Genomic DNA, 26,315 nt, shown 5'->3' on the forward strand with positions numbered 1-26,315 from the left:
TTACAATTTATATCAATATTCGTACATATTTTTAAGAAAAATGATTAAAATATGCATAAATGTTTCGCTTTTTCTTTTGTTTGTGTAATAGTAAAGAAAAGAAAACACCAAACAAGGAGAAAAAATATGCGAGATTTACAGATGGCTTTTATTAGTAACCGAACGACAAGCCGCTTATTTCGAATTTTGAGTACGATAGAGCGTGACCGTATTTTCACTATTGGTGATTTAGCAGAGCGAAACCAAGTGACTCAGCGAACGATTGCCAGTGACATTAAATATATCAAAGAATATTTTGCTGAGAGTATTTCCTTGCTTTCGGGAAATAGCGGCTTTATTTTCGAAGAAAAACAAGCCGAAATTTACAAGAAACGAAAACAGAACCTACTAAAAAATGAATGCTTATTTGAGATCATTGGTGATATTTTCCATGGAAAGCTGGCCAAAGTTGATGAATTGGCCCATCACTATCATTTCTCAGAAAGTACGTTCCGCCGTTTGCTTAACCAACGTAACCCCATATTGAAAAGTTATGGTTTGCAATGGACATCCAATCCTTTAACAATTGAAGGAAGCGAAGCAAATCTGCGGAAGTTTTTCAAAGATTTTTATTATGAAGGTGCTGAAACGATCTATACGATGATTCCAGATCCTGAGTTACACGAGTTGATCCTTGAGAAATTGCAAGGACAAACAGGCGATTATGATTTAGGTTCGGGGGTAACGCCTGCGGCTTTTAACTATACGTTTTACATCGCCATCAAGCGTGCCAGTCTCGGTTGTTCGATCGATCTTCCAGAAGAGTTAGCGGAACTTGCCTATAAGTGTAGTGGTTTTTCTGCGTTTTGTACCTTAAAAGAAGACATTGAAAGTATTTACGATTTGCATTTGTCAAAAGAAGAATTTGCTTGGATCTATCTAGTAACGCTTTGTAAGCGAACATTCAATCAAGAGGAACAAGAACAGAAATTTTATCAGCATTTTAATCGGGGATCAGAAATTGCAGAAATGACAGAACTCTTTTTGAGGGGACGAGACGTACCACAAGAAAAGCAAGCGACTATCCAAACCTTCTTACGGTCCTTTTTCCTATCAAGAAAGCTCAACCATCAAATCACCCCTGTCTTGAACAAAGAAATGAGTGATATCAAAGAAGCAATCATGCGCTCGAATTGCGAGCTTTACCAGAAAAATTTGCATTTTCTTGAAGAACATCGCGACAAGCTCGCTCTAAACACAAGTTATCTTGAGGATGTATGTGTGAGTCTCACGCTATATAGTGAATTGATTTTCGATTTCTACGCTTCCAAAAAAACAGTCTATTTTCTTTTAGAAGGAGATCATTTTGTTTGTCAGCATATCCAAATACGCGCGCTCCGTCAATTTGGAAACCGGCATTCTTTGACCTTTATTCCACTACAATACTTGACCAAAGAAGCCTTGAATGAGACCCATATCGATATGGTTGTCACAAATTATCCACGTTACCTCTCTGACTATCATATCGAAACAGAGTACTTCTTACTAAAACCACTTCCAGATGAGCAAGATTGGGACTATTTGGAAAGAAAATTAAGCTCAGCCCAATCACCTCTTTTTTAGTACAAAGCTTGTGATAGGAAGCTTTAGAAAGGACAACGATTGTTATTTTCATCTATTTCAGGCGTTGATGAAAATAATGATTTTCTTTTGTTTTGAGACCACGGTATCCTAAGTGTTAGTAAGGCACACGTGTGAAACACTTACAGCTATTCTGTCTCATAAACCTTCGTTTTTAAGAGGATAACTTTCTTATGTAGTTGTTATTTGACAAAACCCTAACTTAACAACTTTTTAAAGACATTTGATAAATTCAAATGTCTTTTTTGTCGATTCTCAAAAACGAAGATTTATGGGACGATTCTATGGGAAAAAGGGGGCGAGTAGCCTAGGCATAAGGACTTCATATTACTGAATAATACTTGAAGAAAGGAGGACATGATGAAATTAATTACGTTGTTTTCTGCTTTACTACTAATAAGTACTTCTGGAATCAACACGATAGTGACTTTCCAACAAGTAGTTGAGGCAGATACTGTTTCGCTTACAGAAGCGAGCGCGTCATCTGACCTTGAGCCAACGAGTAGCTCGGATGAGTTAGCTGATTTTCCGGCAATAACGGAGCAAAGCAGTGAAGAACCCCCAGCACCCTCTGACTCTCCCGAAGATTCGTCCCAAGCTAGCCAAGAAGACCAAGAGCTGGTAGAAGAATCATTGCCAGAAGAAAGCACGAACGAGGCAGATTTGGCAAACGAGGTTGATGATGAGGCAGATGTGGAAGAACCACAAGTCGAAGCCTTGGACACAGAAGCAGAAATCCTGGCACTTTCAGTTGAAGGTGAGGAGCAACTGCGGGCGATTTTATTAGGAGAATCCTATACGGATAGTCAAGACACTTTGTATGACTATGGACAAATCGCCAATGACCAAGCCATCCTTCTGACTCTTTCTGGCACTTTCACTTTGTCTGCACCAATCAGCGAGATTCAGCGGACAAATGTTACGTTTACTGGGCAACAAGCAGTCATTTCTCAAGCAACAGCGAATGATTTGATGCAATTTGCCAATCCAGTGCAACTAACTTGGCAAGGTCTTCAGCTGCAAGGGATCACTTCGGCCCAAGGTTTGGCTCAAACAACTGGGCAATCCACGATCGTTTTTGAAAATACCCAACTAGAGCTAACAACGTCTACTGGACGATTGGTGAATAATGATCAAGCGCACCTGCATTTCAAAGGCAGCAATCGGTTAACGACCGCAGCCGCATCGATTCCGACACTATTTACTGCAAACCGCTTGACCGTCGAAGGGGAATTTACGATCGATCATCGTTCCACAAATACCACTCCGATTTTTGAACTAAATCAAGGAGTGATTGCGGAACAAGCAGTATTTTCCGTCACACGGTCGGCAAATGCTAATACTGGGACCGTCTTTCATTTGACTGGAGCAGCAGCCACACTTGTATTTGGGCAAGAAAGTGTGACGACGATCCGTCAGTCTGGGGCAGTGGTTTCTGTACCAAATGCCAACCAAGATAGCCGCTTGACGGTCGCTGCGGGAGCGACACTTGATGTTGGAACAGGTCAAGGATTATCAGGCAATACGACGAGTACCCTTGGGGAAGTGGTGATCCAAGCAGGAAGTCAAGTGCAGTTTTCTGAATTTGGAACAGTTAGCGCTACACCAGCGATCAATGCCGGACGCCGATTGATCGTCGAAAATAGTTCTGCTGAACGGCCAACGGTGATTACTGGGACACGCACAGGAACGACAACTGGTGCCTTTATCCATTTGCGCAGTGCAGAAGCAGAGGTCCACATCGGTGCCTTTACTCAGATGACTGTCAATCAGACCGGTCCAGTCCTGACCGCTTCTTTAGCGGATGTCGTTGTGGGGGAAAATGCTCGGATAGATGCAATCACCGGTAATGGTTTTACTGCCGATACGATGATCAAAACGTTTCGCATGGAGGACCGTAGCCATATTGAGCTAGAAGAGCGTGCGAATAATAATTCAAATGTGCGCCGTTTTTCTGTTCGTGATTCCTTCATTACTGGTGATAATGTTATTTTGAATTCTAAGCGCCAAGTTACTATCACTAGTGCGGCATTCTTGCAATTGCAAGCGGCAAATGCTCGCTTTGTTTCTGGCAATAACAATCATATGACGATTACGCAACAAGGAGCGATTTTTCATGGGATCGCTACAACAAGTGAACTGCATTTCGGTGAGGAAAATGTCATCAATCTGACATCCGGTCAAGGTTTGACCGGAAACAACGGTTCCACTCGAAGAATGATCGTAGGGAAAGAAACAAAGCTCTTTTTATCTGAACACGGAACCAATGACAACCAAAACTTTATTCGTTTGCGTGATGAGCTAAAACTAGAGGCTGGTGCAGAATTGCATATCAATCGAACATCTACTCGAACGGCAGAAGCGATTCGTCTGACCCGTGCTAGCTCTCAATTTACGATGGAAGAAGGCAGTAAGCTATTCGTCGAAGTACGGGGGATCGCCTTTTATGGAACCACGACAACGAATGTTTATGTAGGCGATAGAGCGGAGATTCACTCAAAAGCCAGTTACGGCTTCACCGGACGGCGTACGATTCGTTCGTTTGTCACAGGTAGCAAAGCAAAAATCTATCATATGGAAGCAACCAGTGGGAACTTGACTGTTTCAGAAACCTTATCTGATTCACCATTTCGAGTAAGTCATATTTTTACTTTAGGTGAAGAAGCAGAACTTACCGTTGTCCGTGAGCGCAACCGAAATGATGCTGGGGCGATTCGGGTCAATAATACGAACGGCGTTGTCACCTTGGGCAAAGGGGCGAAAATGTCGATAGAGCAAATAGGACCTGCTTTTTACGCCCCGCGAGGAGCTAGCTTTGTCATGGAAGAAGGTGCTTCCTTTTATGCCAATACTTCCAATGGCTTTAACTCAAGCACACGGCGTTTCAGTGAAATGACGATTGGTAAAAATGCTAGTTTTCATGTGACAGATGCTGGTAGAACGAGGAATCGTTCAACCAGTCGACCGATGATCGACATTGCCAATACTATAACGGTGGATGAAGAAGCGGTGTTTCTAGTCGAAACCGAAGTAAACCGTAATGAGATGATTTATTTTAGAAACGCCCGTGCGAGCTTAAATCTTCAAGGGGTTCAACGATTTGAGTTGATCCATCCTACGACACGTGCAGGAACAAGTCGAACGACATTACAGCAATTGATTCGTTCGAATAATAACACCGCGGCGAATGGATTATCGATCAATTTTGAAAATCAAAAAGTTTCCCTTTGGACAGGAACTGGTGAGCAACCCAATGAAGAATTTATCAATGTTTCAGGTAGATTGCGGATCAATCGAAACAATGGGGTCAACCCGTCATGGGGAACATTCAACGCAAATGCGCGTTCTCGTTATATCAGTGTGGAAAATGCGGAAGGATCTATCTCCTCATTAAATGATGTGGATTTTGTTGCCGCAATCAGTGCCAATAACTATCGTCGTATCGCTTTTTCTGAACCAGAAGGGTTGGTGGCACGAATTGATGCCTTGAGTGATCAGTCCACTGAGATCACTGGTTCAATGTATGAAGATACAGATGTCACAGTCGTGACATACACGAATACGGCGGGTGAGGTCGTTGAGTTGACCAAGGATTCTGAACGTATCGAATGGGAAGGATACCGTGATGAAAGTGAACTCTATCGGTATTTCCGCATCCAACTGAGAGAAAATGAACGCTTGGAAACGGAGACAGAAGTTTCAGTCTTCTTATCAAAACCTTCTGTTGAGACACTAATTGATACCACAGCCCGTCGCACAGTCATCAAAGGGGTGGATTTTGAAGCCTACAATATCACATTGGATCGCTTCAAAGTCAATGAACTAGCTAATGAAGCAGCACTCCATGCTTTGATTCTGGAAGAAAGCCGAGCACAAGCCGAAAATGTCTTGACTCATGCCGATATGACGACTGATTTTCGTGTCATTGATACGGATGTCACCTTGGATGTTGACGAAGATGGCAGCTATTATGCGGTGCTTGAAGTGGGGAATAAAGCCTATCAACAGGTGATCGGTATTGACGTGACTTCCAAACTTGAGCATATGCGGGTGACGATCCCTACGAAAATGGTTTTCGAATCTTTATACAATGCGGCGGAGTCTAATCGTAATTTTGAGAGTCAAACGTATGAGATCCGTAATCACTCTTCCTTGGCAGTAGCTACCTACATCAATCAAGTAGCTATTGATGATAGTGCCGGCATCGTGCTCTTAGAAGCTGGCGAAGATCCGCTTGATTATGCGGAAAGTGAAAGCGAAGAGGAAGACCCTATCCTGACCTATGACGACATCTCGGTACCGTTGTTACGTTTGAATCTAAAAACGGAAGAAACGGAAATCCAGCTCTATGAAGCAATGGAAGAACAACCCCTGATGCGCTTAGAAGAAAGGAGCCGGGCACCGATTTCATTGACTGGTGATTTTTACGGTGATTATCCTCGGTGGGTCGTAGATGCAGAAGAGGACCAAGGGGGCTATTACGAAGATTCATTGGTACCGAACTATCGCATCATCTTGCGATTCGTACCCAGAGATTAAACAACATGATCGTACCTAACACTAAGGAGGTGAATCCATTGGAGCAAACGAATCAAACCGAAAACAAGGAACAACGTAAATGGGTCTTGTGGTTGTTGCTACTGGCAGTACTTGCTGGTGGGATCGGGTACTATTTCTATCCATCAAAAGAAGCCGTTCCTTTGATCAGTGCTGACCTGTTGCCTGAAGCCGGTGATGCCACCGACCAGCGATTGGCTGAGCGGGCGCAGGAAATCGCAGATGCCAATTATTTTACCCTGCAAATCAATCCAACCGCTCTTTTTGAAGACGGACACAGTGCCGGCTCGATCGAGATCGTCAACCCTGGAACGAACGTTTATCCAATTGCCGTGGATATCTCTTTACTGTCTAGCGGAGAAGTGATCTACTCTTCCGGTGCGATCTATCCAAACCAATTTGTGGAAAATGTCAATTTGACAACACCATTGGCTAAAGGCGAATATCCTGCCAAAGCCACGATCAACATCTACGACCCTGAGACCAAAGAAAAGCAAGGGGTCACTGAAGCAGAATTAACGATTATCGTTAAAAATTAAAAAAGAAAAGTGAGGAAATAAGAATGAAAAAATTAGTAGCAGCTATTTTGAGTACCGCAACGATCGCAGGAGTAGTAGCAAGTGGTGTAACAGCCTTTGCTGATCAAACCATTGATGGACGTAGGGGTGAAACTTCAGGAGAAATCGAAGTAAAAGGGATCATCGGGCAATTTGATAACACCACCCCTGGACCAGATCCAGTTGATCCAAACGCATGGATCAATGTAACGATCCCTACTACTGCTTTATTCTACACTACTGAAGAGTCGGAACATACGGAGATTACTTCACCTGAATACAAAGTCACTAATAACTCATTTAAGGGTGTGGTCGTTTCAGTTTCCGATGTTGATACGCCATTGAATATGGGCGAGGTTGATTTGTTAAACGTAAATAACATCGAGTTGTTTGCCAATGGAGAAGCAACCGTTGTGGATACTGAGTTATTCAAACTAGAGGGGAATGAAGGAGACAATGTAGGCGCTTTTGGCTTCAATGGAGAAGCAACTCCATTGGATTCAAGTAAAGAATCCAATCCAAGCTTCAACCTAGTCTTGAGCTTTGCGACTGTTGAGGAATAATTAACATCCCAATAAAGAAGGGATCAATCGCATGAAAAAACGAAGCAAATTGTTTTTTGTAGTTATCGGATGCTTAGCTATCCTTGGTTGGGGATTTCCGGTTATTGCGTCAGCTGATCCGACAGTAGGACAAATCACGGTAAATGGGCGGATTGGAGAAGCTACCAGTGAATCGAAAGAGAAACCGAAGTGCGACAATGATTATAAGATAACGATCGTGGCAGATGCTTCTCAAATTGGACAAGGGAAATTACCGCAAACTGGCTCTTCAAATCAACAGTTCTTGCTTTCTTTGGGGTATCTACTCTTAGCATTGGTGCTGTTCATTCTGATCAGAAGAAAAAGATCCTTCAGCAAACGATTTGTTCCGTAAAGCATCAACTACAAAGTCGAACGTTAAAAAGAGAAACTGTGCGCAATCCCACAGTTTCTCTTTTTTCTTAGTTTCTATGAAAGCACGAAAAGCAAAGACAAGCTTGCTGCTGCCTATTCTACTGTTCAACGAGCAATGAATCGGGAAATACCATCTGTTGTGACTGTACCGGAAAACAGAAGTAAGAAATTTTTTACAATAATGAAGCAGTGAAAAATTTGTCAACGATGAATAGTATACAGCAAGCCATAAGGACGCATTCGTCATAAAGGTTGGTTTACTTGATCGTTTGAACGTAAGAAAAAATATTTTTTAGCCTGCCTACTAAAAGGGTTGAATAGGGTGTTTGATGAAAACTAGCCAACATTGATAATGGTTGTGAAAGCAACAAGCACCTTAGTAACAAAGAGGATAACTACGATAAAAGAAATGACTGTAAAGGAGCGGAGCATAGAATGACTGTTTTTACATCAAAAAAAGAATATATAGAGAAATTCCAAGAAAAATTAGCAGGGTCACTCAGAGCAAATGGTGCATTAGCACATTATGTTGCCAAACAATTGGATCAGCTCAATTGTTTGGTTCAAGACATCTCGCAAGACACGTTTTGGGAAAGAATTCCTGTCATTTTAGGCATTGATGCAAAACTTGTCTTGATCACTGATTTGATGAGGTTTGATGATTTTACAGATGAAGAGATCATCCGAATTGTTGAACAGGATTATCATTACTACTTCAAAGAGCTTTGCGGGTATACTCTTGGGATGGAAGCGAAGCACTCGCTAATATTCAATATTAAGTAAACCACTCACAGCTAAATTTTCCCATAGTAAAGCAATGAGAGGAGACTTTGCTCATTTGCTTTTGATTCCTATCGGCACGCAGGCTGGAGGAGTGATATATTTTGGGAAAGCCATCAACAGTCAAGCATAAAAAATGAATCTTTTGGCTAAAGAAATGGATCGTTACTATATACGATGTAATTGGAAGATGGAAGTGCAAAAAGACATGAAATAGAGAGAAACACTACCAAAAAGCCGACTTTGTGGTAATGTTTCTCTCTATTTCGCTTCCTCGTTACTGCGTTAGTCATGCTGGGAATAGTCTTTTCTTTTGTTTCTAAGTTCTTTCATGTAAAATGCCTGATTGAAGAAGTGATTCTACACGGTTTTTTAATTAAGGGCAAAAAATGATCGCAACCAGCAAAAATTCTGCAAATAAAATTATTTGTGTTATATTTGAAAGGCATCTGTTTGCTTTTTAACGATCGTTTGTGTTTATTGTTAATTAGTGTTAGAAAGCAACTGCTCTAGCCTATCTTTTTTTCAATTGATCCGCAGGGGCAGGTTTATCCAAGTAAAACCCTTGTTGAAGAAAAATCTCTTCTTCAAGCAAATACTCGTGAATATCGGAGGTTTCCACTCCTTCAACGATAAATTGGAGCTGGCGGTTACTGGCGATATTGCGCCAGAAGTCGATCAAAAAGAAAATCTCTTTTTGGGGCAGCACGCGCAATGAGATAGGCGAAAATTTGATCACGTCGATTTTGTCCAGCATTGGCGCAATATTCGTCAGGGAATGAATGCCCGTCCCCACATCATCCAATGCGACAGAAAAGTGCATCTGTTTTATTTGGTTGATTTTGTTCATAAGAAAGGATTTGGGATCACAGGCGATGGAAGGTTCCGTATCGTCTTCGGTGATCTCAATCAAAATACGATTATGGTAAGGGGCTAAGTCTGCTAACATCAGAAAGGTTTCTGGGTAACTAAGTTGTTGCGGGTGGATATTGAGACTAATTTTTGTATTTTCGTTGGGATGAAGCAAGCTGAAAATTTCATTTCGATACCATTGTAGTAAGCGAGTGTGTAGTTTTTTGTATTTGATCACTTGCTGGAAGAAAGAAAGGGGAAACCTATTTCTTTCGGTACTTCGCAATAATAACTCGTAGCCAATCACTTTCTGACTATCTTGTTTCATTTGAAAGATAGGCTGGGCATCAAAGTATAGTTGGGGAAATATCGATAAGAGTTCTTGTTCAATTTTTTCAGCCATTGGTTTCTGCTCCTTTCTGGAGTAGCTTTAATTTTGGTTTCATGAAGGGAGAATGTTCTTGATCCTTTCCATGAATCGCTCGCATGCTCGTCTATGATCTGCTAGAAAGAAGCGTTGCCTTCAATAAATAGGCGAGATATTCTTAAGAAGAATAAGCAAAGAAAGAAGGAGTCGTATGATTATCCATCTGATTTATACTGCGATGTATGCTATTTTAGTCGTGAGCTTGCTTATATCGTATGATCTGTTTATCAAAAATTTTAAAGAATTAAACTTGCGTCTTTCGTTTAAAATTCTGATCGGCATTGTTCTGTTTATTTCGCAAGTCTACTTTATTATATCATTTTCTTTAAATAGTATTGGTTATGTTGCGTATGAATATACGATTCCGATCTTTATTTATTATTTTGGCGTCCTCAAAGAAAAAATCTACTTAGTTGGGCTGGTCCCCGTTATTTTGCTAACTTTTTTTGCATTGATCAATAAATTTGATTGGCAAGCCATGTTCTTTATTATCGGTTTAAATTATGTCATTTTAATCGTGACCTACTTATTAAAGAAAACATTTTTCGGTAAAGCAAATCACACCTTTTTTTATCTATTTTCAATTCTTGTGACTGTTGGTTCGCCAATGGTCGACTCAGGACTTTTTTATCGCCGAGAAATTGGCTTTAGCGATGTTGTATTTCTAGGGATTGGCTCAGGGATCATTCTCTTTTTGTGGAAGTATTATCTTCATAACCAAAAGAACTTTCTCGAAAAAATCAACACAAAAATCATTGAACGCAATTATGATGAGTTGACAAAGATAAAAAATTTTCGCAGTCTAAACGAGGACATCTCTAAGCTAACATTAATTGAAAAGAATCAACTAATTGTAGGGATGTTGGATTTGGATCATTTCAAACAGATCAATGATCACTATGGACATCAAATCGGTAACCAAGCCTTGACGTTTTTCGCTGAAAAACTGACGACTTTTCTTGACCAAAAAATCGAGGATCCGTCTTTAGTGGAGGTCTATCGATACGGGGGCGAAGAGTTCTTAGTCTTGTTTAGAGGACATACTTTAAGTGAAGTAAAAAATATCATTGAAGAGTTCCATGCATTTTTAAGGAAAGAACAGTTGAATTTAGATGCAGCTCAACTGACTCTTTATTTTTCAGCAGGAATTTCAAAAGCCGAGCCAGCCTTAGACATTTCAGAAACCTTTTACCAAGCAGATCAAGCTTTGTATGAAGCGAAAAGGAAAGGCAGAAATCGAACGATTATTTTTTCTTGAGACGTTTGCTTTTCAGAAGAAATTTTAATAGAGAGACAAGGATCATAGGTTTCTTTTTCCAGAGTCATATCTTTTTCAAAAGGAAGAGAGGGAGCAATTTGGCAAGTATAACGGTTTACCAAATGGTTTACCGATTATCTTTAGAGGTTAAGTGAAGAGAAAAAATAAGTAGAGTACTTTTTAAGAAGTGGAGAGAAATCACTTCTTTTTTTTGCACCTAGCATTGGGCAGCCGCACTTGGCAGCATCGACATGGTTTTCTGGCGTGTTTACACCCTTTGAAAGTAATGGTATATTTATTTGATAAGTAAATAAAATTATTTTGTGATGTGTGTAATGATGACTACTAAGGAGACTTCCCTATGAAACCAATTCGGCGAACACTGTACCAAAGTGCTTTGTACGTAGCTATTCCTTTGATCGCGAGTCTGCTGATTGGTTACCTAGCCAAATGCTCACTCCTGATTCCGGCATCCATTATTTATGGCGTTCTTTTGGTGTTTATGATCCCTTCCGACAGCTTTTTATCAAGCAGCGTGGACTACCAAACGAAAAGCATGAATCCAACTTTTCGTCCTCCACCACTAAAGAGAAGAATTGAAGGTGCGCCAGAAACGATCAATTTCCTATTCGTTTTAACGGCACTGGTTTTGTGTTTGCTGCTCTTGTTGGCTGGGTAAAGGGAATTCATAGAAATCATGTACTAAGAAAAATGTCGAAAATAAAAAGGAGAACAGCGATGAAATTACTCAAACAAATCAATTTGATGGATGATCAAAAAACAATAAAGAGATTGAATCTCGCAGCAATCCCTGCCTTGATTTTTTTCTATGTCTTTTTTACATTTTTAACAGTAGCTAGTCACGGAGCAACTAATGAACCCCCGTTTTTCATCGGACTTTTGATCTTAATGGGTACGTATATTGTTCTCATCATCATTCATGAATTGATCCACGGTGCCTTCTTCAAGCTTTTTGACCCCAAAGGGAAGGTAAAGTTTGGGTTCAAAAATGGGGTAGCATATGCCACGAGTCCCCATTCCTTTTATTCAAAAGGAAAATTTGCCATCATTTTATTGGCGCCATTCATTGGCATTTCTGTGGGGATTTTTCTTTTTTACTTTTTTGGTTGGTTGACCGTGTCTCTTTTTACTTGGATCGCTTCCGTTCATGCCGCTAGTTGCGTGGGAGACTTTTACTTTCTTTATCTTATTGCTAAAGCACCAGCGAACACTTGTGTGGAAGATACTGAAGTGGGGTTGAATATTTATCACAAAGAATAAGATGTTTTTCAGTGGCTACTCGTAAGAATAGAAAACGAAGGAAAATAGGTCTAGAATATTTAGTGTTGGTGGAAAATCTAGGGATTTTCTACTAACATTTTTTTTGTAAAAAAAGAGATAGCCTAACCGGTAGAATTTAGTCGACGAAATTCCACCGGTTAGGCTATCTCCATGGATTATTGTAAATGAAAATTGTTAGGCTATCAGATGAACAGTGTTTTTGTGAAGAAGAACTGTCAGAAACAAAAGGAAATTTTAGACGGCTGCCTTTTCACTAGCGATTTCACCGATACAACGGCAAACTCCCAGCAACTTTATTAATAAGCTTTTTCTTGCCTTTTAGACAAATACCAAAATAAGCCAGCTTTTCTGGAGCAATCGACTCGAGGGTTAGGCGGTATTGCTCATAGGAATTAGTAATTTGTGCGACATCGGAAAAGTCAATGATAGTGACATCTTGTTCTGACTGTTGGCTAATCGATTCGCGAATGGTCTGCAATTGTTCTTTGTTTGTTTTCAAGATAGGAATCGGAAAATTGACGATCCCTAAGTGTTTGTTACCAGTCGAATCATAGATGTCTTCTCCGATTCCTTCTGGATACAGTTTTCCCAAAGTAACACCTAAGATCGCCGCAGTGTTCGCGACTAATCCAATCGGTAATTGTTCATCGATAATCATGACGCATTTTTCTTGGTTATTCATTCATATTCACTCCATCTTCTTGATAAATTGTTTGGTAAGCTTTTGGGGTGACGCCAATCAAGCTTTTAAAGATACGGGTAAAATGGCTTTGATCGCTAAAACCGGTCAGAAAAGCGACTTCTGCAATTGCCTCTTGAGCCTCCAGTTTTTTCTTAGCAGCACTGATGCGCACAGTACTTAAATATTGAAACGGAGACAGGCCATACGCTTTCGTGAACTGCCGAATCAAGACGTACTGATTCATTCCAAGAACGTCACTTAATTCACTCAGTGATAATTTTTCGGCATAGTGCTGATCAATATAGGCTTTCGCTACAGCAGCTTTATTTGAAGTCGTCTCTGTCTGTTCGTGGGTGAAATCCGCATACTGAACAAGCAGGTCGTGAAGGAGACAAGTAAAGCGTTCTTGTTTCTCAAATTCATCGCCCTGATCTGACAGCAATAGTTGGTGCACCGCATGGAATTCCTCTTTTTCTTTTACTTGACGAATGACTGGTTCAGGAAAGTGGGGTGTCAATCGAGTGTTAAAAATTTTTTGCACCTGCGCGGTCATATTCTCTGGTGTTAAGTGGATGTTGCGGTAAACCAGTTTCTCTTCCGTGAGTTGCTGGCAGCTATGGGCAGCTTTTGGTGGAATCAAAATCAAATCGCCCGCTTCAACGATATAGCAAGTATTCTGACAGGTGAATTTGCGCGTGCCAGCTTCCATTAAGCCAATCACGTAATATTCATGCCAATGGTTAGGAAACTCTTGCTGGATACCGTTAAACAATAAGGCCTCTACACCAAGGGTGCTATCTTGAATAATTTGTCGTTCGTTTCTCATCTGAAACCTCCTTTTTGTAACTATAACAAAAGTGTTTTTTGGCGAATAGAACGATATTGACTTTTTGACTATTTTTCTTGATGGAAGGCCCTTAATTGGGACTGAGAAAAGGGGCTGGAGGAGGTCGGGAAAGAGCGGATCAGGCTTGAAGAGAGAACAGCGATATATTTTGACGATTCTATGGAATGAATCAAAGCAAATGAACCATGCGCCGTGAAAAAATAATGATAAATCCTTGTCATTTGGAAGTTTCTTTGATGGAAGTATGGTACCATTTGACTGCAGTAAAGTTTGTGACGGTGGCTAGCTTTGAAAGGTGGTGGTGCTTATGAATGTAAGTACTAACTCTTCAGAAAGGAGAAGCCTTTTTGTCCGCAGCGGAAGCAATCGGGCTAATGATCAGTTTTGGTACATTTACCGCCATGCTGCTCTTTGGTATCCTAGCCGCAGTGAAAAATGACAAAAGAATAACCGTCGATTTTTGCAGGAAAACGGTTATTCTTTAATTAATAAACCCTATCGCCTTTTGAAATGGCGCTACAGAGGAGTCGTGGCAATAACTCCTCTTTACATGAGTATTATAAAAAATAAATAGGCGCTGTACAATGGATTGCTGATTTTTAGACAGCTACTGGTAGGTCTTTAAGGAGCCCTTTACAATACGCAATCCTTTTTCTAATACCTCTAAATGATTCGATGACAGGGACAATCGAATAAATGGGTCACTTTGCTTTTGGGTCGTAAAACGATTGGAATGATAGATGCGCACGCCTTTTGCCAAATAGTCTTGTTCAATATCGAATTGAGCAACATCTGAGCGAATCGGTAAATGACGATAATAGGGATAGACTGCTGGTTTTGATTGGCAGTCAAAGATCACGTCAAAAAGTGCATTCGCTTGTTTCGTAAGAGCAAATTTTTGTTGAAGGATGGTTTGCGCCACTTCACTGTTCAAAACCTCGGTAACGATCTCTGCCTCCAAGGGAGAGGTTTTTACATTGATCGTGAAAATGGCTTGTTCGATTTTTCCTCGGACCGCTTCTGGAAAAACAAGATAAGCGATCCGCAGTCCCGAACAGATAAATTTGGTCATTCCAGCAAGATAAATGACTTGTTGAGGGAGCAGCGCTTGAAAGGGAGCGATCACTTTATTTTGTTGATATGTCGTTAAAAAAGAATGAATATCATCTTCGATCACCCACAAGGATTCTTCTTCGATAATTGTTGCGAGTGCTTTTCGTCTGGACTCGGTGATTTGAAAACCAATCGGATTGTTGCAAGAAGGCATCACGAAGAGTCCGTGTATTTTTTTCTTGTGGCATTCTTGTGCAAGTACTTCCGGACGCATTCCTTCCTGATCGTAATCAATAGGAACAATTTCTAAATGGAATAGGTGTGCCAATTCAATAAAATTTGAGTACGTGTAACGATCAACTGCGATCCGATCTCCTGGAGAAAATAAAGCTGCCAAGGCAATCGCTAAGCCGTTTTGTACACCAGAAACAATCGCCGTCGTGTCTTTGTATGCGATGACCCCTTGCGTCTTTAACCAGTTGCTGGCGGTCGTCAATTGATAATCGGATCCTTGAGGTTCTCGATAGTTCATGATCCCAACAATATTTGAATGATTGACGACTTTTTGAATCGTGGGCAGTATCAAAGAATTGCATTCCTCAAAGGAACTGACGAGTCCCAGATCAATGATGTGCGTAGCCACATTGCTGGTAGAAATAGAGATCGAGTCGAATGCATTGGCAGAAACATACGTGCCGCTGCCAATCTGGCTATAGAGAATTCCTTTTTCGACACCATATCTATAGGCCTGACCAATCGTAGTGAAATTAAGATCTAAGAAATCCGCTAACTCTCTTTGGGAGGGTAAGCGGGTATTTTTGGCGAGCTTGCCAGAGAGGATATCTTCTTCTAAGCGCTTGATCAAGGAACGATAATAGGGACGGGTAAGCTGCGTTTTATCTGGACGCCAACTAAGGGCATAATCTTCATAAGAATTAATAGGCATAAAAACACCTCCTAAATTGTATTCCATACAATTATATCATTGATTGTATGAATTGCTGAGGGTAGGATAATGAAAAAAGGAGGAATTTTTATGGAGATTATAACAGAGCAAGAGATTTTACGTGAACTGACATTTCCTGAAGCCATTACAGCTATGACAAATTGCTTTCGTGATTTTGAGCAGCAAACTGTTTCTCAATGGCAAAGAGCGGTATTGCCGTTGCCAGATCAAAAGCAAGGAAATCTCTTTGCTTTAATGCCCGCTTACTTAGGTCCAAACCGGGTGTATGGCGCAAAAATCATGTCCTTTTTCCCAGAGAACGGAACGTTACAGCTGCCGACTCATTTAGGACAAATTCTTTTGCTTGATAGCCAAAATGGGGCGCCACTTACGTTAATGGATGCAAATAGTATTACTTGGATTCGCACGGCAGCAGTATCAGCAGTAGCGACGAATTATTTAGCAAAGAAAGAAGCGACCAAATTGTCACTAATTGGTGCCGGACATCAAGCTTCCTCCCATCTACAAGCGATGCTGGCGATTCGTCCGATCCACACTGTATTTGTTTATGATCTAGATAAAAGAAAACTAGCGAACTTTGTTGAAGCTGTCCAAACAACTTATCCGCAATTGGAGGTCATTGCCTGTAACCATCTAATAGAAGCGACACGTGAGACCGACATTCTTTGTACCTTAACACCTAGTAAGCAGGCATTTTTGGTTAAAGATATGGTTTCACCTGGCACCCATATCAATGCAATCGGAACCTTTACCCCAGAAACACGTGAACTCACCAGTGATCTAGTGGCTGCGGCCAGTGTGTATGTAGATGATTATCAAGCAGTATTGCAAGAAAGTGGCGATCTTCTGATTCCAATCGCAGAACAATCCTTTCATCCTTCTGCTATCAAAGGTTCGTTAGGGGAATTGGTTACTCAGAAATGTCACGGACGAGAAACGGAACAAGAATACACGATTTTTGATGCGGTGGGGCTCGCAGTAGAAGATCTCTATTGCGCAGAGTACGTATACAATAAACGAAAGGGAGTAGAAAAATGAACTTAGCGTATTATGTAGTAGATGCTTTTGCCACAAAGGTTTTTGAAGGAAATCCAGCGGCCGTTTTTATTTTGCCAGAATGGCTACCAGAAGATTTGATGCAAAAAATCGCGATCGAAAACAATTTATCGGAAACGGCCTTCGCCGTAAAAGAAGCAGATTCTTATAGCCTTCGCTGGTTTACACCGGATCGTGAAATTGATCTTTGTGGACATGCAACGTTGGCAACAGCGTTTGTGCTGTTTCATTATTATGAACCTCAACAAACTTCTATCGTTTTTCAGACAAAATACAGCGGACAGCTGCGGGTGACGAAGGATGATGAAATTTTATCACTGGATTTTCCAGCGATTCGTCCAGAAAAAACGCCAATATTGCCTATATATGAAGAAGCGATCGGTGCCAAAATCAACGAGGCTTACTTGGCAAGAGATCTTTTCTTTGTATTGGATAATGAAACCCAGATTCAACAGTTAACACCTAATTTTTCTTTCATAAAAACCTTTGAGCAAGGGGTTGGCGTGATCGTGACAGCTCCTGGGGAAACGGTCGATTTTGTTTCTCGAACCTTCTTTCCTAAGTTGACGATTGATGAAGATCCTGTTTGCGGATCGGCTCATTCGAACCTGATCCCCTATTGGAGTAGCCGATTGAACAAGACCCAAATGACCGCAAAGCAACTCTCTGCACGAGGAGGATTTCTTGAGTGTACCTTAGCAGATGAGCGAGTAATCATTGGCGGAAAAGGTGTACTTTATGCGAAGGGCACCTGTTTTTTATAAGCAATCTAGATTGGATTTTCCTAGCGATTCGCCCATTTTTGCCATCTGTTTCTATTACTTATCACTTTTGAAAAGCGAATCATCAAGCTGATTCGCTTTTTTTGCGTTAAAAAAACATGATGGTTATCGCGTATCCTCTTTTCTGGTTAAAAATGGTATGGTAATCCTTGAAATCTCTTCTTCGGTCCATCGTTTTAAAAAAACGGAGTTTCAGTTGTACCGAGAAATGATGGCGATTTCATTTTGTGCAAGCTATAGTTTAGGTGGGGGTAGCAAATATGATTCATTTCAAATTGACGTATCTGTTTTCAGAACCAAATATTGAGGCGTTTCTTCAGTTGACGAAGTGGAGGGATGAGGAATTTCTGGCGGAGATTGCCAAGATCAATCAAATCACTGAACAGCGGTTGAATCAACGAATCACGATGCATGAGGGAGAAGTTTTGATTCCTTCGCTGATTCAACGAAAATGGCCGGAAATTCTTTTCGATGTCCAGAAGAACACCTTGTTTTTTTCGGAAGAAGAGCGACGCTCCATGATTTATCTTCTGACTTTTTCAGCAGTGAAAGACTTATCTGTCTATCAGTTTCAAGAGCTGTTCTATGTCAGTAAAAATACGATTTTGAAGGATGTAAAGGGGATCAGAGAGGAACTTGCAGCGTTCAAGATTCAACTATTGTACTCTCGAAAATATGGCTTTTATCTAGAGGGAGAGGAATATCAGATTCGCGCTCTTGCCTTTCGAAAGGTCAGTGCGTTATCCAATACGAAAAACGGGAATTTGCTTTTATTTGAGGGAATTTATGCGCAGGATAAAACGATTTATGTTCGGATCAGAGATCATTTGTCCGCAACACTGACTGCCTTCAATCTGGTGATCGTGCCGAGCCGCTTCGAAGAAATGCTTTATTTTCTTAATTATTTATCCTTTCGGATGGCAGAAACGGCTGTTTCTTTAGCGGAGACAGAAACATCGCTGCTACAGTCGCTGCATGTCCATCAAGTCAGTCAGCAGTTTTTAGCAGAATTTCCTGCGATCAAAGATCGGGAAACAGAAGCGCTTTATGTAACGATCCTGCTAAAAACGATTCTGCAAGGAGATATCGAAGATACTTCATTAGAGTTTTTATTGGAATGTGCCAGTAAGAAGTGGGTGTCCACATTAATTTTATTGAATTCGGGAATTTATTACTTACGAGAGTATGATGATCTTAGGGATTATCTTAGTAATGGGATTTTAATGAAATTTAAAATCAAAGATGATGGTAAATTAATGAATTGCAAGATGATAAATAAACAATGTCTGAGCATCCCAAAATTGATGATACCTCCAACATGACTTTAATGGTCTTAAACATGATGATATTAGAGAGTTGCAATACTTTAAAAATAAACAAAAAAAGAATTACGTCAAGAGCACATGACAATAGTATAAGATACTTGGAAATTATGATTGAGATGGATGAATCCTCATAAAATGTATCCATCTTACTTCCTGAAAGATCATGCAGGCTGATGAGTATAATATTAACAAATGAATCTTGCAAAGAATGATATTGTGTTAAAAATAGTTTGAAGCTTTTGATATCTAATCAAAGCTAGTATAATGAATAATTATGAATATAGGTGAGGAATAAAAATGGAAATAAAAAAAATGATTTTTGATTTTATTTATAGTAATGAGTCTAACAGTCGATATGTGCATATAGCAATTGAAAAACTAGTTAGTATAATGATGGAAGATTATATTGATCTTATACACATCCAGATGTGTAATGAGTCTAACAGTCGATATGTGCATATAGCAATTGAAAAACTAGTTAGTATAATGATGGAAGATTATACACATCTAGATGTGTATAAGAGACAGGTAATGAGTCTAACAGTCGATATGTGCATATAGCAATTGAAAAACTAGTTAGTATAATGATGGAAGATTATATTGAAAGACAGGATAATTTGGTCCATGTAAATTATCGAATGAAGACGAATGTAGGTTTTTTCGAATATGACATCTATGCTCCTGACGGCTTTGATAGTTATGTAGGACAGACAGTGATAGAATTAAAAATAGCCCGTAACCGTCTCATTGCCAAAAGGATTTTAAGAGATACGGTTGGAAGGTTTGCTACACATGAAACGGAAGCTAAAAATGTTATTATTCTTGTTATAGGTGAGAACGTAAAAAATAAGGATTTCTCTTCTTTAGAAAATAACACAAGATTCAAAATTGATTTTTGGGATGTTGATAATTTTGTATCTATATGTGAGAAGAATAAGGACCTTTTTATTGAGACGTATAATAATCTAAGTAAGTATATTATTAGAGATACTGTTTCTAAAGGGATCGGACGAGAACCACAAACGTATGTAGATAAAAGAAATCAATATATTAAACAACTTAATGAAGAATATCATTCGGATAATCTTACCCTTTTTCTTGGGGCGGGTGCTTCCCATGATGCTAAAATAGCAACATGGGAAAGTCTCATTTCAGGATTGTTTGTTTCTTTAATCAACAAATCCTTTAAAACTAATGGGATTCAATTAACATATGAAGATGAAAAAGAACTTTTACAAGCAGTAATGAATCAGAATGGGTACTCTCCACTGCTGCAAACTAGATTTTTAAGACAAGGGTTTGAAGATGATTTTGAAGATTTAGTTAGAAATATTTTGTATAAGTATGCTGAAAATACTTCTAACCTACTTGAAGAAATCGGACAATTATGTATTCCTCTTAGAGGGAGATTTGGAATTAAAGCTATAGTCAATTATAACTTCGATGATTTAGTTGAAAAAAATCTAGAACGTCTTCGTGTAAAAGCACGTGCTATTTATAGTGAAGGTGAAAAAGCTGATTCTGATGAATTAGGTATTTATCATGTCCATGGTTTTTTGCCAGAAGATAAGGGAACTTATGAACACTTATCAAAATCATTGTTAGTTTTTTCAGAAGAGGGTTATCACAAACTATCACTTGATCCCTACAATTGGGCAAATATGATTCAATTGGAATTCTTAACAAAAAGTACATGTTTATTCATAGGATTATCAATGACTGACCCCAATTTACGTAGATTATTAGATATTGCAGCTCAGAAAAATAATGACGACTCCTGTAAACACTATGCTTTAATAAAGCGGGAAAAATTAAAAAGAATCCCTACTATTGGGGAAAAATTATTGAATTTTGAACAAGTAAATGAAGAATTACAAGAGTCTTTTTTTCGTGAACTGGGAGTAAATATTGTCTGGTATGATGACCATGTTGAAATTCCCAAACTACTTGAGACTATCAAAGGTTAATAATTTCACTATGAAGTTATTACTATACTGATGATTGTTGTCGTTCATTTATCGATTATCATTCGAACCGTGTTAAATACTCATTAACACATGTTGAGGTTGTTTGAATAAAATATACTTGAATATTAGTGAGGAATGACGTGCAAGACATTTTTATATATGAATCCGAATAAAAAAGTTGTAACGAAAACAAGGTTTTATCCTTAATATCTAAAAATGAACAATGAGAATTTTAATATACTAATCGCTTTCTTAATACAATTAAAAAATATGAAGAAGTAACGTAGCTTTCCTAAGTTATTCTGTTTGAACTCATCAATTAAAGAGATTAATTATATAGCGAAAAAACGTCAAACAGCGCGTAAGTCCTGCTGTTTGACGTTTTTTGTGTGAACTAAGACAAAAACCAGCGCCGTAACTTTTCTGCTTCAGTTAATGGAAAGTAGTACAGCTTACTTTCGGTAAGAGTATCTTCGGTTTTGATGGTCAGCTGTGACTTGCTAAGCCCTTTTTCGTGCTGCCAATACGTCGTGGTGACGGTGAAATCTTGGATTTTATTTTTCTTCAGATAAGCGGTCACCTTTGTTAAGCCGCGAATCGTTTGACACAACAATACGTGGTTGTCTAAAAATTGATAGCCTTGTATTTTGCCCCGCCAGATGCTTGATAACACGAAGGAACCAAAGAACACGAAGAAAATCAGCGCTAACCACCAGAAAAAGAAGGCGGAGATTCCTACAGCAAGCAGCCCGACAAGCAGTGGCCAACGGCAAAAGTACCAAAAGTTGGGTCGCGGATTTTTCACTAGAGTGGTTTGTTGAAACGACCATTCGGGCAAAAAGCGGGCCAATGTTTCGGTCAGCTGCGCCTCTTTCAAAATGGGGAACAGATAGACCGTATCATCGCTTTCTGATGAACTGCCAGCAGCCAGCAGTAACTTGACGGAGCTTAGATGAAAGATTCGGCGATAAAGATTTTGTTCGACACTTAGCCCTTGGATCCTAGCGAGGGGAATCGTTTGGTGTCGTTTAGAAAACAAGCCTTGCGTGATCAGCAGCTGTTGCTGGTTCGTTTCCACCGTAAAGCCATAATAGCGGAAAAGATTTCTAGAGATCGCAAGGAAGAAAAACAAAATCAGCAGCCCGAGTAGAATTGCAGCACCTAATAAAAGGCCAAGTTGCTGCAATTCCGATGCATAGGCAAAGAGATTGGGAATGTTGTCGATCACGTTGTAGCCGATGACTAGAACCAAGGTGAAAACAGAAAAATCAGTGAGAGAAAACAAGAAAATCTCCTTGAATTTCAAAGTGAATGTTTCTAACGGCGGATTTGCTGTTTCCTCACCCGAAAAAACAGTAGCGTAATCGTTGGTTGGTTCTTCTCTACTAGTTGCTTGGGCAGTCGGCTTTTGTGGTGTCGCAGCCGCTTTTTTTGACGCTTCGATGGAGGCAATGAGAGCAAGCGGCAATGCAGGGAAAAGAATTTCGGCTTCGCCACTCGAACTTGCGGCGCTTTCCAACTTCACTTCAGCTAGTTTAAACGGACGTAAATAAAAGTAATGATTCTCTTGAATCGTTTGGATGCGTTCAAACGGCAAAATCGTTTGCTTTTGGATAAAGAGTCCTTTATTGACTAGCACACTCGTTTGATCGATTTGAAAAGTAAAGCGGGTGTAAGACAGTACTGCAAAAATCAAACAGACCAGTAAAAATAGCAGGATGCCGCCCAGAATCATCGGCAAAGAAGGGGCGTCGTTGAATAATTTGAATACAAGCAGAAATGCTAGTACCAGAAAATTTTTGCAATTTTTGAACCAGTAAAGGCCAATGCACAGTAACGGCAGTCGTTGTTTTTCATAGATCATCTTTGACCACCTCGACTAAAGTCATAATGGTTTCTCGCAAGCGTTCGGCTTGCGCCACTGGTAGGCCTTCAATGGTGTGGTTGGTGGCAGCCGTATGGATCTGTAAGGAGACTAAGGAGTATTTTCGCAAAAAAATCCCTTGGTCTGTTTCGATATGCTGGATTCGGCGGATCGGAATATACGTGGTGCTGCGAAATAGATACCCACGTTGAATGGCGATATCATTTTCTTGGATCTCGTAGCGATGGAATTTGTAACGGTAGCTCATCAGCACAAAAGAAAGCAGATGGCTGATCAAAGTCAGCGCCAATACGCTTGACCAAAGGGTGATCACCCAGAAATGCAGCCAGTTTTGCGTGGCTAGAAACCAAAAAGAAGCAGCGAAAAGCAGGCTGAAAATAATCAGTGACGTAATCCTTCGCAACCGCCAAACACGAATGATGGTCTGAGGCATTTGTTCATTTAATAAGGGATAATTCAAGGGAAACATCCTCTCTACATAGAAATAAATAGGGTTACCCACAAATATAGTGGAGATAGAAGAAAAAAACAAGGTCAGGAATTAAAAATAGTTAATTGTGATTTAAATATTGTTGCGAATAGGTACAAAAAAGAAAAAGCCACGTTTGGCTAACCAATGAGCATGAGTTTATTCGTCATGAAAAAATCGACCTTACTATTGACTCTCCCTCAAGAGGAGCCAGTATGCGTTAGTAGAAAGGGGCGATTGCTATGGAAAATGATTGAGGTTGCTGGGCTGTCAAAAGAAATCAATGGTCGCAAAACAATTGATCAACTGACCTTTTTGGTAGTGGAATACCGCTGGTCGTACTATTTTTGACGAATAGGATTGGTGGAGATAAAGTGATTGGGTCTGTTTCTTAAACATTCCAAGATAGTGATTTGGCCTTCAAGCAGATAGAAGAAGTACCGGAAGCAGTTTGTATGGTCCATAATGGAGCCTATGCTGCAGTTATTCAGTTTGTTGAAAACAACGGCTATCGAATCACAGGGCCTTTTCGTGAAAGCTATATTGATGGCATTTGGAAGAAAGAAAGTGAAGAGGAATGGCTGACTGAGATCCAGCTTCCTGTTGAAAAAATCAGCAGGCGAATCTCATTGACAAATCGGCTGGCTCCTTCTAAACTAAAAGCAGAAAAACAAGAGAAAAAGGTGATGGCTCCGGCCTATCTGCTGTTATTCCTTCGTTAACAGGGGTAGGACTGGAAAAGAGTAAATAAAATCAATTTCATAGGCAAAAAATTGACTGCATGCAGTTTTATTTGAAGTGCCTATCATTGATTTTATTTTACTCTTCGCTTTTTGATCTTCATCGTTTGAAGGTTGACCGCAGAGTGAAATCTGCGGTCTTTTTTGTTTTTCAATTATTTTGAAAGGGGAAAAGAAGATGTACCAAGAATTGAGAAAGGCAATCGAGCGGCCACCGCTCTATAAAAAAATGGCAGAGGCGTTTTGGGACGATGCGTATATTTCCAAGCAAATGTTAAAGGCTCATTTGGATCCTGATTTTGAGGGAGCGAGTAGAAAGGTTGACTTTATCGACGAATCCGTTCGATGGATCAGTCGCCTTGTTCCGCCAGAAAAACAGACGCAACTTCTTGATATCGGTTGTGGGCCAGGGATCTATGCGGAAAAATTTGCAGCGCTGGGCTATGAAGTGACAGGGGTTGATTACTCCAGAAGGTCCATCGCCTATGCGAGAGATTCCGCGAGTAAGCGGCAATTAAATATTACCTATCTATTTGATAATTATTTGGAGATGGCGTTACCTCAGCAATTTGATTTTATTACCTTGATTTATTGCGACTATGGTGCCTTAAACCCAGAGGAACGCAAACTACTGCTAAAAAATGTGCTGGCGCATCTAAAACCGGGTGGCAAATTTTTGTTCGATGTATTTACGATTGCACAGTTTTTAACGCTTAATGAAGAGCAGACCTGGGAAAGTCACGAATCAGAAGGGTTTTGGCGGGGGGAGCCCCATCTTGTGCTGAATCAACGATGGAAATATCCTGATCACGTCTTGCTGGAGCAAACAACGATTTTATCAGAAGATGAGGTCACAAATTATTATTTATGGACGACCTATTTTGCAAAAGATGCATTGATAAAAGAAGCTAGGACTGCCGGTTTTGATATTTGTGAGATATTCGGTGATGTCAAAGGTAGTCCTTATAGCGAAGAAGGCTCGACAATGGCGATGCTACTGAAAAAACCATTCCCTATCTGAAATAGTGGTTTACTGTAAATAGAAACAAAAAGAAACGACGATTTTCTGTCGTTTTTTTTTGTTTGGCTCGGAACTGATCGATCAATTTTTTCGTACTAATGATCGGGCATATTCAACACCACTCATTCAGCTAAGCGTCGAACCATCGTAATATCTGTTTCCAAATAGCCCATTTTTTTGTATAGCTGATACGCAGACTGATTATGGGCAAAAACGTGCAAGCCGATTTCAGTGATGCCTTGCTGGATCGCCCACTTTTCTAAAGCCTGTAACGCTTTGGTGCCATAGCCTTTTCCTCGCTGGTCTTCCTCGATGATAAAGTCATAGATGAAGGCTTTCTGGGCAGCTGTGTTGACCCAAATCACCCCGATCGGTTTACTAAAATCAGCTGCAAATAAAGAAAACAAGTGATTGTTTTCGGTGGCAGTCCCTTGAGGAAGTAAAGAAGCAAAGCTTTCTTTGGCTAGGGCGAGGGCCTCGTCTTTGGCCCATGTGCCTGCTTGGACTTTGTCATTGGCGTATTCGAAAACTGCATTGGTTAAGTAAGCAGCATAGTCGCTGTCTTTCATTGGGATTAAGTTCATCTGTTTCTCCTTTTGTCCTTTTCGGCTCTTCTTAACCTACGGAATGATTGTAGGCAATGAGAAACAAGGACATTTGATATGAAACGGTTTGTTTCCCCTTCAGTTGAGGCGCTCTGGCAGCGGGTCTCGTCGTTGAAACAAAAATAGGTCATCCGGTGCAAACTGGTGGCGTGCATCGCAAGTATAGCCTCGTAGCCAGTCAACCCCATCGATGCGGCGAACGTAGAATCCTTTGGGGAAATCGTCGGTTTTTTCCAAAGGCACAGAAGCGATCGTGATTGCGGCAGCTGGCGCTTTTCCTTGGGATTTCAGTCCGGTACTATTTGCCAGTTGGCGATAGCTAAGACGAAAGTGTAAGGCCATTTCCAAGGTACAACAAGTCAATCCATAAGAAGGCGCAGCTGCAAAAATCTCCGTCAAAGAGCCGCCTTGGGGGAGTCCCAGTTCTTTAAGGGGAACAATCACACAAGCAGCACGCTGTTTATCGGCACTGAGGGAGAGCTGGGGATGGCGCAAGAGCTGGTTGGCATACGCGTTTAAGTGAATCTGATTTTCTTTCAACTGCTGGCAAAGGCGGTTTAGTGAAACCCCGCCATACTGTACGATCACTTCCTTCAAATCAAACACT

25 protein-coding genes are annotated in these 26,315 nt (G+C 40.3%); 17 read left to right on the plus strand and 8 right to left on the minus strand.

Going from position 1 to position 26,315, the window contains the following annotated elements:
- Window positions 1-126 precede the first annotated feature (126 nt).
- From A5870_RS16345 to A5870_RS16370, 6 genes are all read left to right on the plus strand, one after another.
- Entirely contained in the window at window positions 127-1,602 is a 1,476-nt protein-coding gene (locus A5870_RS16345; RefSeq protein ID WP_086293972.1) for a helix-turn-helix domain-containing protein, read from the plus strand.
- A gap of 378 nt (window positions 1,603-1,980) precedes the next feature.
- Entirely contained in the window at window positions 1,981-6,159 is a 4,179-nt protein-coding gene (locus tag A5870_RS16350; protein ID WP_086293973.1) for a hypothetical protein, read from the plus strand.
- A gap of 38 nt (window positions 6,160-6,197) precedes the next feature.
- Window positions 6,198-6,716: a hypothetical protein gene (locus A5870_RS16355; RefSeq protein ID WP_086293974.1), complete on the plus strand. Its 519-nt coding sequence runs from the start codon at window positions 6,198-6,200 to the stop codon at window positions 6,714-6,716.
- A 23-nt stretch (window positions 6,717-6,739) separates the two neighbouring features.
- Window positions 6,740-7,297 (plus strand): hypothetical protein, encoded by a 558-nt coding sequence (locus A5870_RS16360; RefSeq protein ID WP_086293975.1) that lies wholly within the window; start codon window positions 6,740-6,742, stop codon window positions 7,295-7,297.
- A 31-nt stretch (window positions 7,298-7,328) separates the two neighbouring features.
- Window positions 7,329-7,670, plus strand: a complete 342-nt coding sequence (locus A5870_RS16365; RefSeq protein WP_086293976.1) for an LPXTG cell wall anchor domain-containing protein — start codon at window positions 7,329-7,331, stop codon at window positions 7,668-7,670.
- Between the two features lie 455 nt (window positions 7,671-8,125).
- Window positions 8,126-8,473 carry a DUF7006 family protein gene (locus A5870_RS16370; RefSeq protein ID WP_077453673.1) on the plus strand — a complete coding sequence of 116 codons (348 nt, stop codon included), beginning with the start codon at window positions 8,126-8,128 and terminating at the stop codon, window positions 8,471-8,473.
- Between the two features lie 511 nt (window positions 8,474-8,984).
- Here the strand turns inward: A5870_RS16370 and A5870_RS16375 are convergent.
- The gene (locus A5870_RS16375; protein WP_077453672.1) at window positions 8,985-9,725 is read right to left on the minus strand and encodes an EAL domain-containing protein; all 741 of its coding nucleotides are present in this window, start codon (window positions 9,723-9,725) and stop codon (window positions 8,985-8,987) included.
- Between the two features lie 175 nt (window positions 9,726-9,900).
- Between A5870_RS16375 and A5870_RS16380 the strand changes: the two genes are divergently transcribed.
- From A5870_RS16380 to A5870_RS16390, 3 genes are all read left to right on the plus strand, one after another.
- Window positions 9,901-11,007, plus strand: coding sequence for a GGDEF domain-containing protein (locus A5870_RS16380; protein ID WP_086293977.1), 1,107 nt, complete (start codon window positions 9,901-9,903; stop codon window positions 11,005-11,007).
- A 361-nt stretch (window positions 11,008-11,368) separates the two neighbouring features.
- Window positions 11,369-11,686: a hypothetical protein gene (locus A5870_RS16385; RefSeq protein ID WP_086293978.1), complete on the plus strand. Its 318-nt coding sequence runs from the start codon at window positions 11,369-11,371 to the stop codon at window positions 11,684-11,686.
- 59 nt (window positions 11,687-11,745) lie between these two features.
- Window positions 11,746-12,288, plus strand: coding sequence for a DUF3267 domain-containing protein (locus A5870_RS16390; RefSeq protein WP_086293979.1), 543 nt, complete (start codon window positions 11,746-11,748; stop codon window positions 12,286-12,288).
- 283 nt (window positions 12,289-12,571) lie between these two features.
- On the opposite strand, the gene A5870_RS16395 is transcribed toward A5870_RS16390, so the two are convergent.
- Both A5870_RS16395 and A5870_RS16400 read right to left on the minus strand, forming a co-directional pair.
- On the minus strand, window positions 12,572-12,991 hold the full coding sequence (locus A5870_RS16395) for a DUF2000 domain-containing protein (protein ID WP_086293980.1): 420 nt from the start codon (window positions 12,989-12,991) through the stop codon (window positions 12,572-12,574).
- Window positions 12,984-13,817, minus strand: a complete 834-nt coding sequence (locus tag A5870_RS16400; protein ID WP_081119003.1) for a helix-turn-helix domain-containing protein — start codon at window positions 13,815-13,817, stop codon at window positions 12,984-12,986. Before A5870_RS16400 ends, A5870_RS16395 begins: the two co-directional genes overlap by 8 nt.
- A gap of 368 nt (window positions 13,818-14,185) precedes the next feature.
- On the opposite strand from A5870_RS16400, the gene A5870_RS17205 reads away from it, so the two are divergent.
- On the plus strand, window positions 14,186-14,323 hold the full coding sequence (locus tag A5870_RS17205; protein WP_242596003.1) for a putative holin-like toxin: 138 nt from the start codon (window positions 14,186-14,188) through the stop codon (window positions 14,321-14,323).
- 122 nt (window positions 14,324-14,445) lie between these two features.
- Here A5870_RS17205 and A5870_RS16405 read toward each other — a convergent pair whose 3' ends face one another.
- The gene (locus A5870_RS16405) at window positions 14,446-15,837 is read right to left on the minus strand and encodes an aminotransferase-like domain-containing protein (RefSeq protein ID WP_086293981.1); all 1,392 of its coding nucleotides are present in this window, start codon (window positions 15,835-15,837) and stop codon (window positions 14,446-14,448) included.
- A 90-nt stretch (window positions 15,838-15,927) separates the two neighbouring features.
- Between A5870_RS16405 and A5870_RS16410 the strand changes: the two genes are divergently transcribed.
- From A5870_RS16410 to A5870_RS16430, 4 genes are all read left to right on the plus strand, one after another.
- On the plus strand, window positions 15,928-16,896 hold the full coding sequence (locus A5870_RS16410) for an ornithine cyclodeaminase family protein (protein WP_086293982.1): 969 nt from the start codon (window positions 15,928-15,930) through the stop codon (window positions 16,894-16,896).
- A complete protein-coding gene (locus tag A5870_RS16415; RefSeq protein WP_086293983.1) occupies window positions 16,893-17,678 on the plus strand; it encodes a PhzF family phenazine biosynthesis protein in 786 nt (261 codons plus the stop codon). Before A5870_RS16410 ends, A5870_RS16415 begins: the two co-directional genes overlap by 4 nt.
- Window positions 17,679-17,956: 278 nt before the next feature.
- On the plus strand, window positions 17,957-19,018 hold the full coding sequence (locus tag A5870_RS16420; protein WP_242596002.1) for a helix-turn-helix domain-containing protein: 1,062 nt from the start codon (window positions 17,957-17,959) through the stop codon (window positions 19,016-19,018).
- A 590-nt stretch (window positions 19,019-19,608) separates the two neighbouring features.
- On the plus strand, window positions 19,609-20,988 hold the full coding sequence (locus tag A5870_RS16430; protein ID WP_176277856.1) for an SIR2 family protein: 1,380 nt from the start codon (window positions 19,609-19,611) through the stop codon (window positions 20,986-20,988).
- Between the two features lie 394 nt (window positions 20,989-21,382).
- Here the strand turns inward: A5870_RS16430 and A5870_RS16435 are convergent, their stop codons facing one another.
- Both A5870_RS16435 and A5870_RS16440 read right to left on the minus strand, forming a co-directional pair.
- Window positions 21,383-22,852, minus strand: a complete 1,470-nt coding sequence (locus A5870_RS16435; protein WP_086293986.1) for a PH domain-containing protein — start codon at window positions 22,850-22,852, stop codon at window positions 21,383-21,385.
- Window positions 22,842-23,333, minus strand: a complete 492-nt coding sequence (locus A5870_RS16440; protein ID WP_170924066.1) for a PH domain-containing protein — start codon at window positions 23,331-23,333, stop codon at window positions 22,842-22,844. Before A5870_RS16440 ends, A5870_RS16435 begins: the two co-directional genes overlap by 11 nt.
- A 177-nt stretch (window positions 23,334-23,510) precedes the next feature.
- Here A5870_RS16440 and A5870_RS17730 point away from each other — a divergent pair, with 177 nt between their 5' ends.
- From A5870_RS17730 to A5870_RS16450, 3 genes are all read left to right on the plus strand, one after another.
- On the plus strand, window positions 23,511-23,693 hold the full coding sequence (locus tag A5870_RS17730) for a hypothetical protein (RefSeq protein ID WP_228078797.1): 183 nt from the start codon (window positions 23,511-23,513) through the stop codon (window positions 23,691-23,693).
- Window positions 23,694-23,797: 104 nt separating this feature from the next.
- A complete protein-coding gene (locus A5870_RS17735; RefSeq protein WP_228078795.1) occupies window positions 23,798-24,064 on the plus strand; it encodes a hypothetical protein in 267 nt (88 codons plus the stop codon).
- Between the two features lie 196 nt (window positions 24,065-24,260).
- Window positions 24,261-25,103 carry a class I SAM-dependent methyltransferase gene (locus A5870_RS16450; protein ID WP_086293988.1) on the plus strand — a complete coding sequence of 281 codons (843 nt, stop codon included), beginning with the start codon at window positions 24,261-24,263 and terminating at the stop codon, window positions 25,101-25,103.
- 122 nt (window positions 25,104-25,225) lie between these two features.
- On the opposite strand, the gene A5870_RS16455 is transcribed toward A5870_RS16450, so the two are convergent.
- Together A5870_RS16455 and A5870_RS16460 are read right to left on the minus strand one after the other, a co-directional pair.
- Window positions 25,226-25,687 carry a GNAT family N-acetyltransferase gene (locus A5870_RS16455; protein ID WP_086293989.1) on the minus strand — a complete coding sequence of 154 codons (462 nt, stop codon included), beginning with the start codon at window positions 25,685-25,687 and terminating at the stop codon, window positions 25,226-25,228.
- A gap of 99 nt (window positions 25,688-25,786) precedes the next feature.
- The gene (locus A5870_RS16460) at window positions 25,787-26,305 is read right to left on the minus strand and encodes a helicase (RefSeq protein ID WP_228078793.1); all 519 of its coding nucleotides are present in this window, start codon (window positions 26,303-26,305) and stop codon (window positions 25,787-25,789) included.
- Window positions 26,306-26,315 lie beyond the last annotated feature (10 nt).

Source organism: Enterococcus sp. 2G9_DIV0600 (assembly GCF_002140615.1).
Taxonomy (GTDB): Bacteria; Bacillota; Bacilli; order Lactobacillales; family Enterococcaceae; genus Enterococcus_D; species Enterococcus_D innesii.

Coding starts and splice junctions, on each gene's coding strand:
- A5870_RS16345 (WP_086293972.1), top strand. CDS start 127: ATGCGAGATTTACAGATGGCTTTTATTAGTAACCGAACGACAAGCCGC.
- A5870_RS16350 (WP_086293973.1), top strand. CDS start 1,981: ATGAAATTAATTACGTTGTTTTCTGCTTTACTACTAATAAGTACTTCT.
- A5870_RS16360 (WP_086293975.1), top strand. CDS start 6,740: ATGAAAAAATTAGTAGCAGCTATTTTGAGTACCGCAACGATCGCAGGA.
- A5870_RS16365 (WP_086293976.1), top strand. CDS start 7,329: ATGAAAAAACGAAGCAAATTGTTTTTTGTAGTTATCGGATGCTTAGCT.
- A5870_RS16370 (WP_077453673.1), top strand. CDS start 8,126: ATGACTGTTTTTACATCAAAAAAAGAATATATAGAGAAATTCCAAGAA.
- A5870_RS16375 (WP_077453672.1), bottom strand. CDS start 9,725: ATGGCTGAAAAAATTGAACAAGAACTCTTATCGATATTTCCCCAACTA.
- A5870_RS16380 (WP_086293977.1), top strand. CDS start 9,901: ATGATTATCCATCTGATTTATACTGCGATGTATGCTATTTTAGTCGTG.
- A5870_RS16385 (WP_086293978.1), top strand. CDS start 11,369: ATGAAACCAATTCGGCGAACACTGTACCAAAGTGCTTTGTACGTAGCT.
- A5870_RS16390 (WP_086293979.1), top strand. CDS start 11,746: ATGAAATTACTCAAACAAATCAATTTGATGGATGATCAAAAAACAATA.
- A5870_RS16395 (WP_086293980.1), bottom strand. CDS start 12,991: ATGAATAACCAAGAAAAATGCGTCATGATTATCGATGAACAATTACCG.
- A5870_RS16400 (WP_081119003.1), bottom strand. CDS start 13,817: ATGAGAAACGAACGACAAATTATTCAAGATAGCACCCTTGGTGTAGAG.
- A5870_RS16405 (WP_086293981.1), bottom strand. CDS start 15,837: ATGCCTATTAATTCTTATGAAGATTATGCCCTTAGTTGGCGTCCAGAT.
- A5870_RS16410 (WP_086293982.1), top strand. CDS start 15,928: ATGGAGATTATAACAGAGCAAGAGATTTTACGTGAACTGACATTTCCT.
- A5870_RS16415 (WP_086293983.1), top strand. CDS start 16,893: ATGAACTTAGCGTATTATGTAGTAGATGCTTTTGCCACAAAGGTTTTT.
- A5870_RS16420 (WP_242596002.1), top strand. CDS start 17,957: ATGATTCATTTCAAATTGACGTATCTGTTTTCAGAACCAAATATTGAG.
- A5870_RS16430 (WP_176277856.1), top strand. CDS start 19,609: ATGGAAGATTATATTGAAAGACAGGATAATTTGGTCCATGTAAATTAT.
- A5870_RS16435 (WP_086293986.1), bottom strand. CDS start 22,852: ATGATCTATGAAAAACAACGACTGCCGTTACTGTGCATTGGCCTTTAC.
- A5870_RS17730 (WP_228078797.1), top strand. CDS start 23,511: ATGAAAAAATCGACCTTACTATTGACTCTCCCTCAAGAGGAGCCAGTA.
- A5870_RS17735 (WP_228078795.1), top strand. CDS start 23,798: ATGGTCCATAATGGAGCCTATGCTGCAGTTATTCAGTTTGTTGAAAAC.
- A5870_RS16450 (WP_086293988.1), top strand. CDS start 24,261: ATGTACCAAGAATTGAGAAAGGCAATCGAGCGGCCACCGCTCTATAAA.
- A5870_RS16455 (WP_086293989.1), bottom strand. CDS start 25,687: ATGAACTTAATCCCAATGAAAGACAGCGACTATGCTGCTTACTTAACC.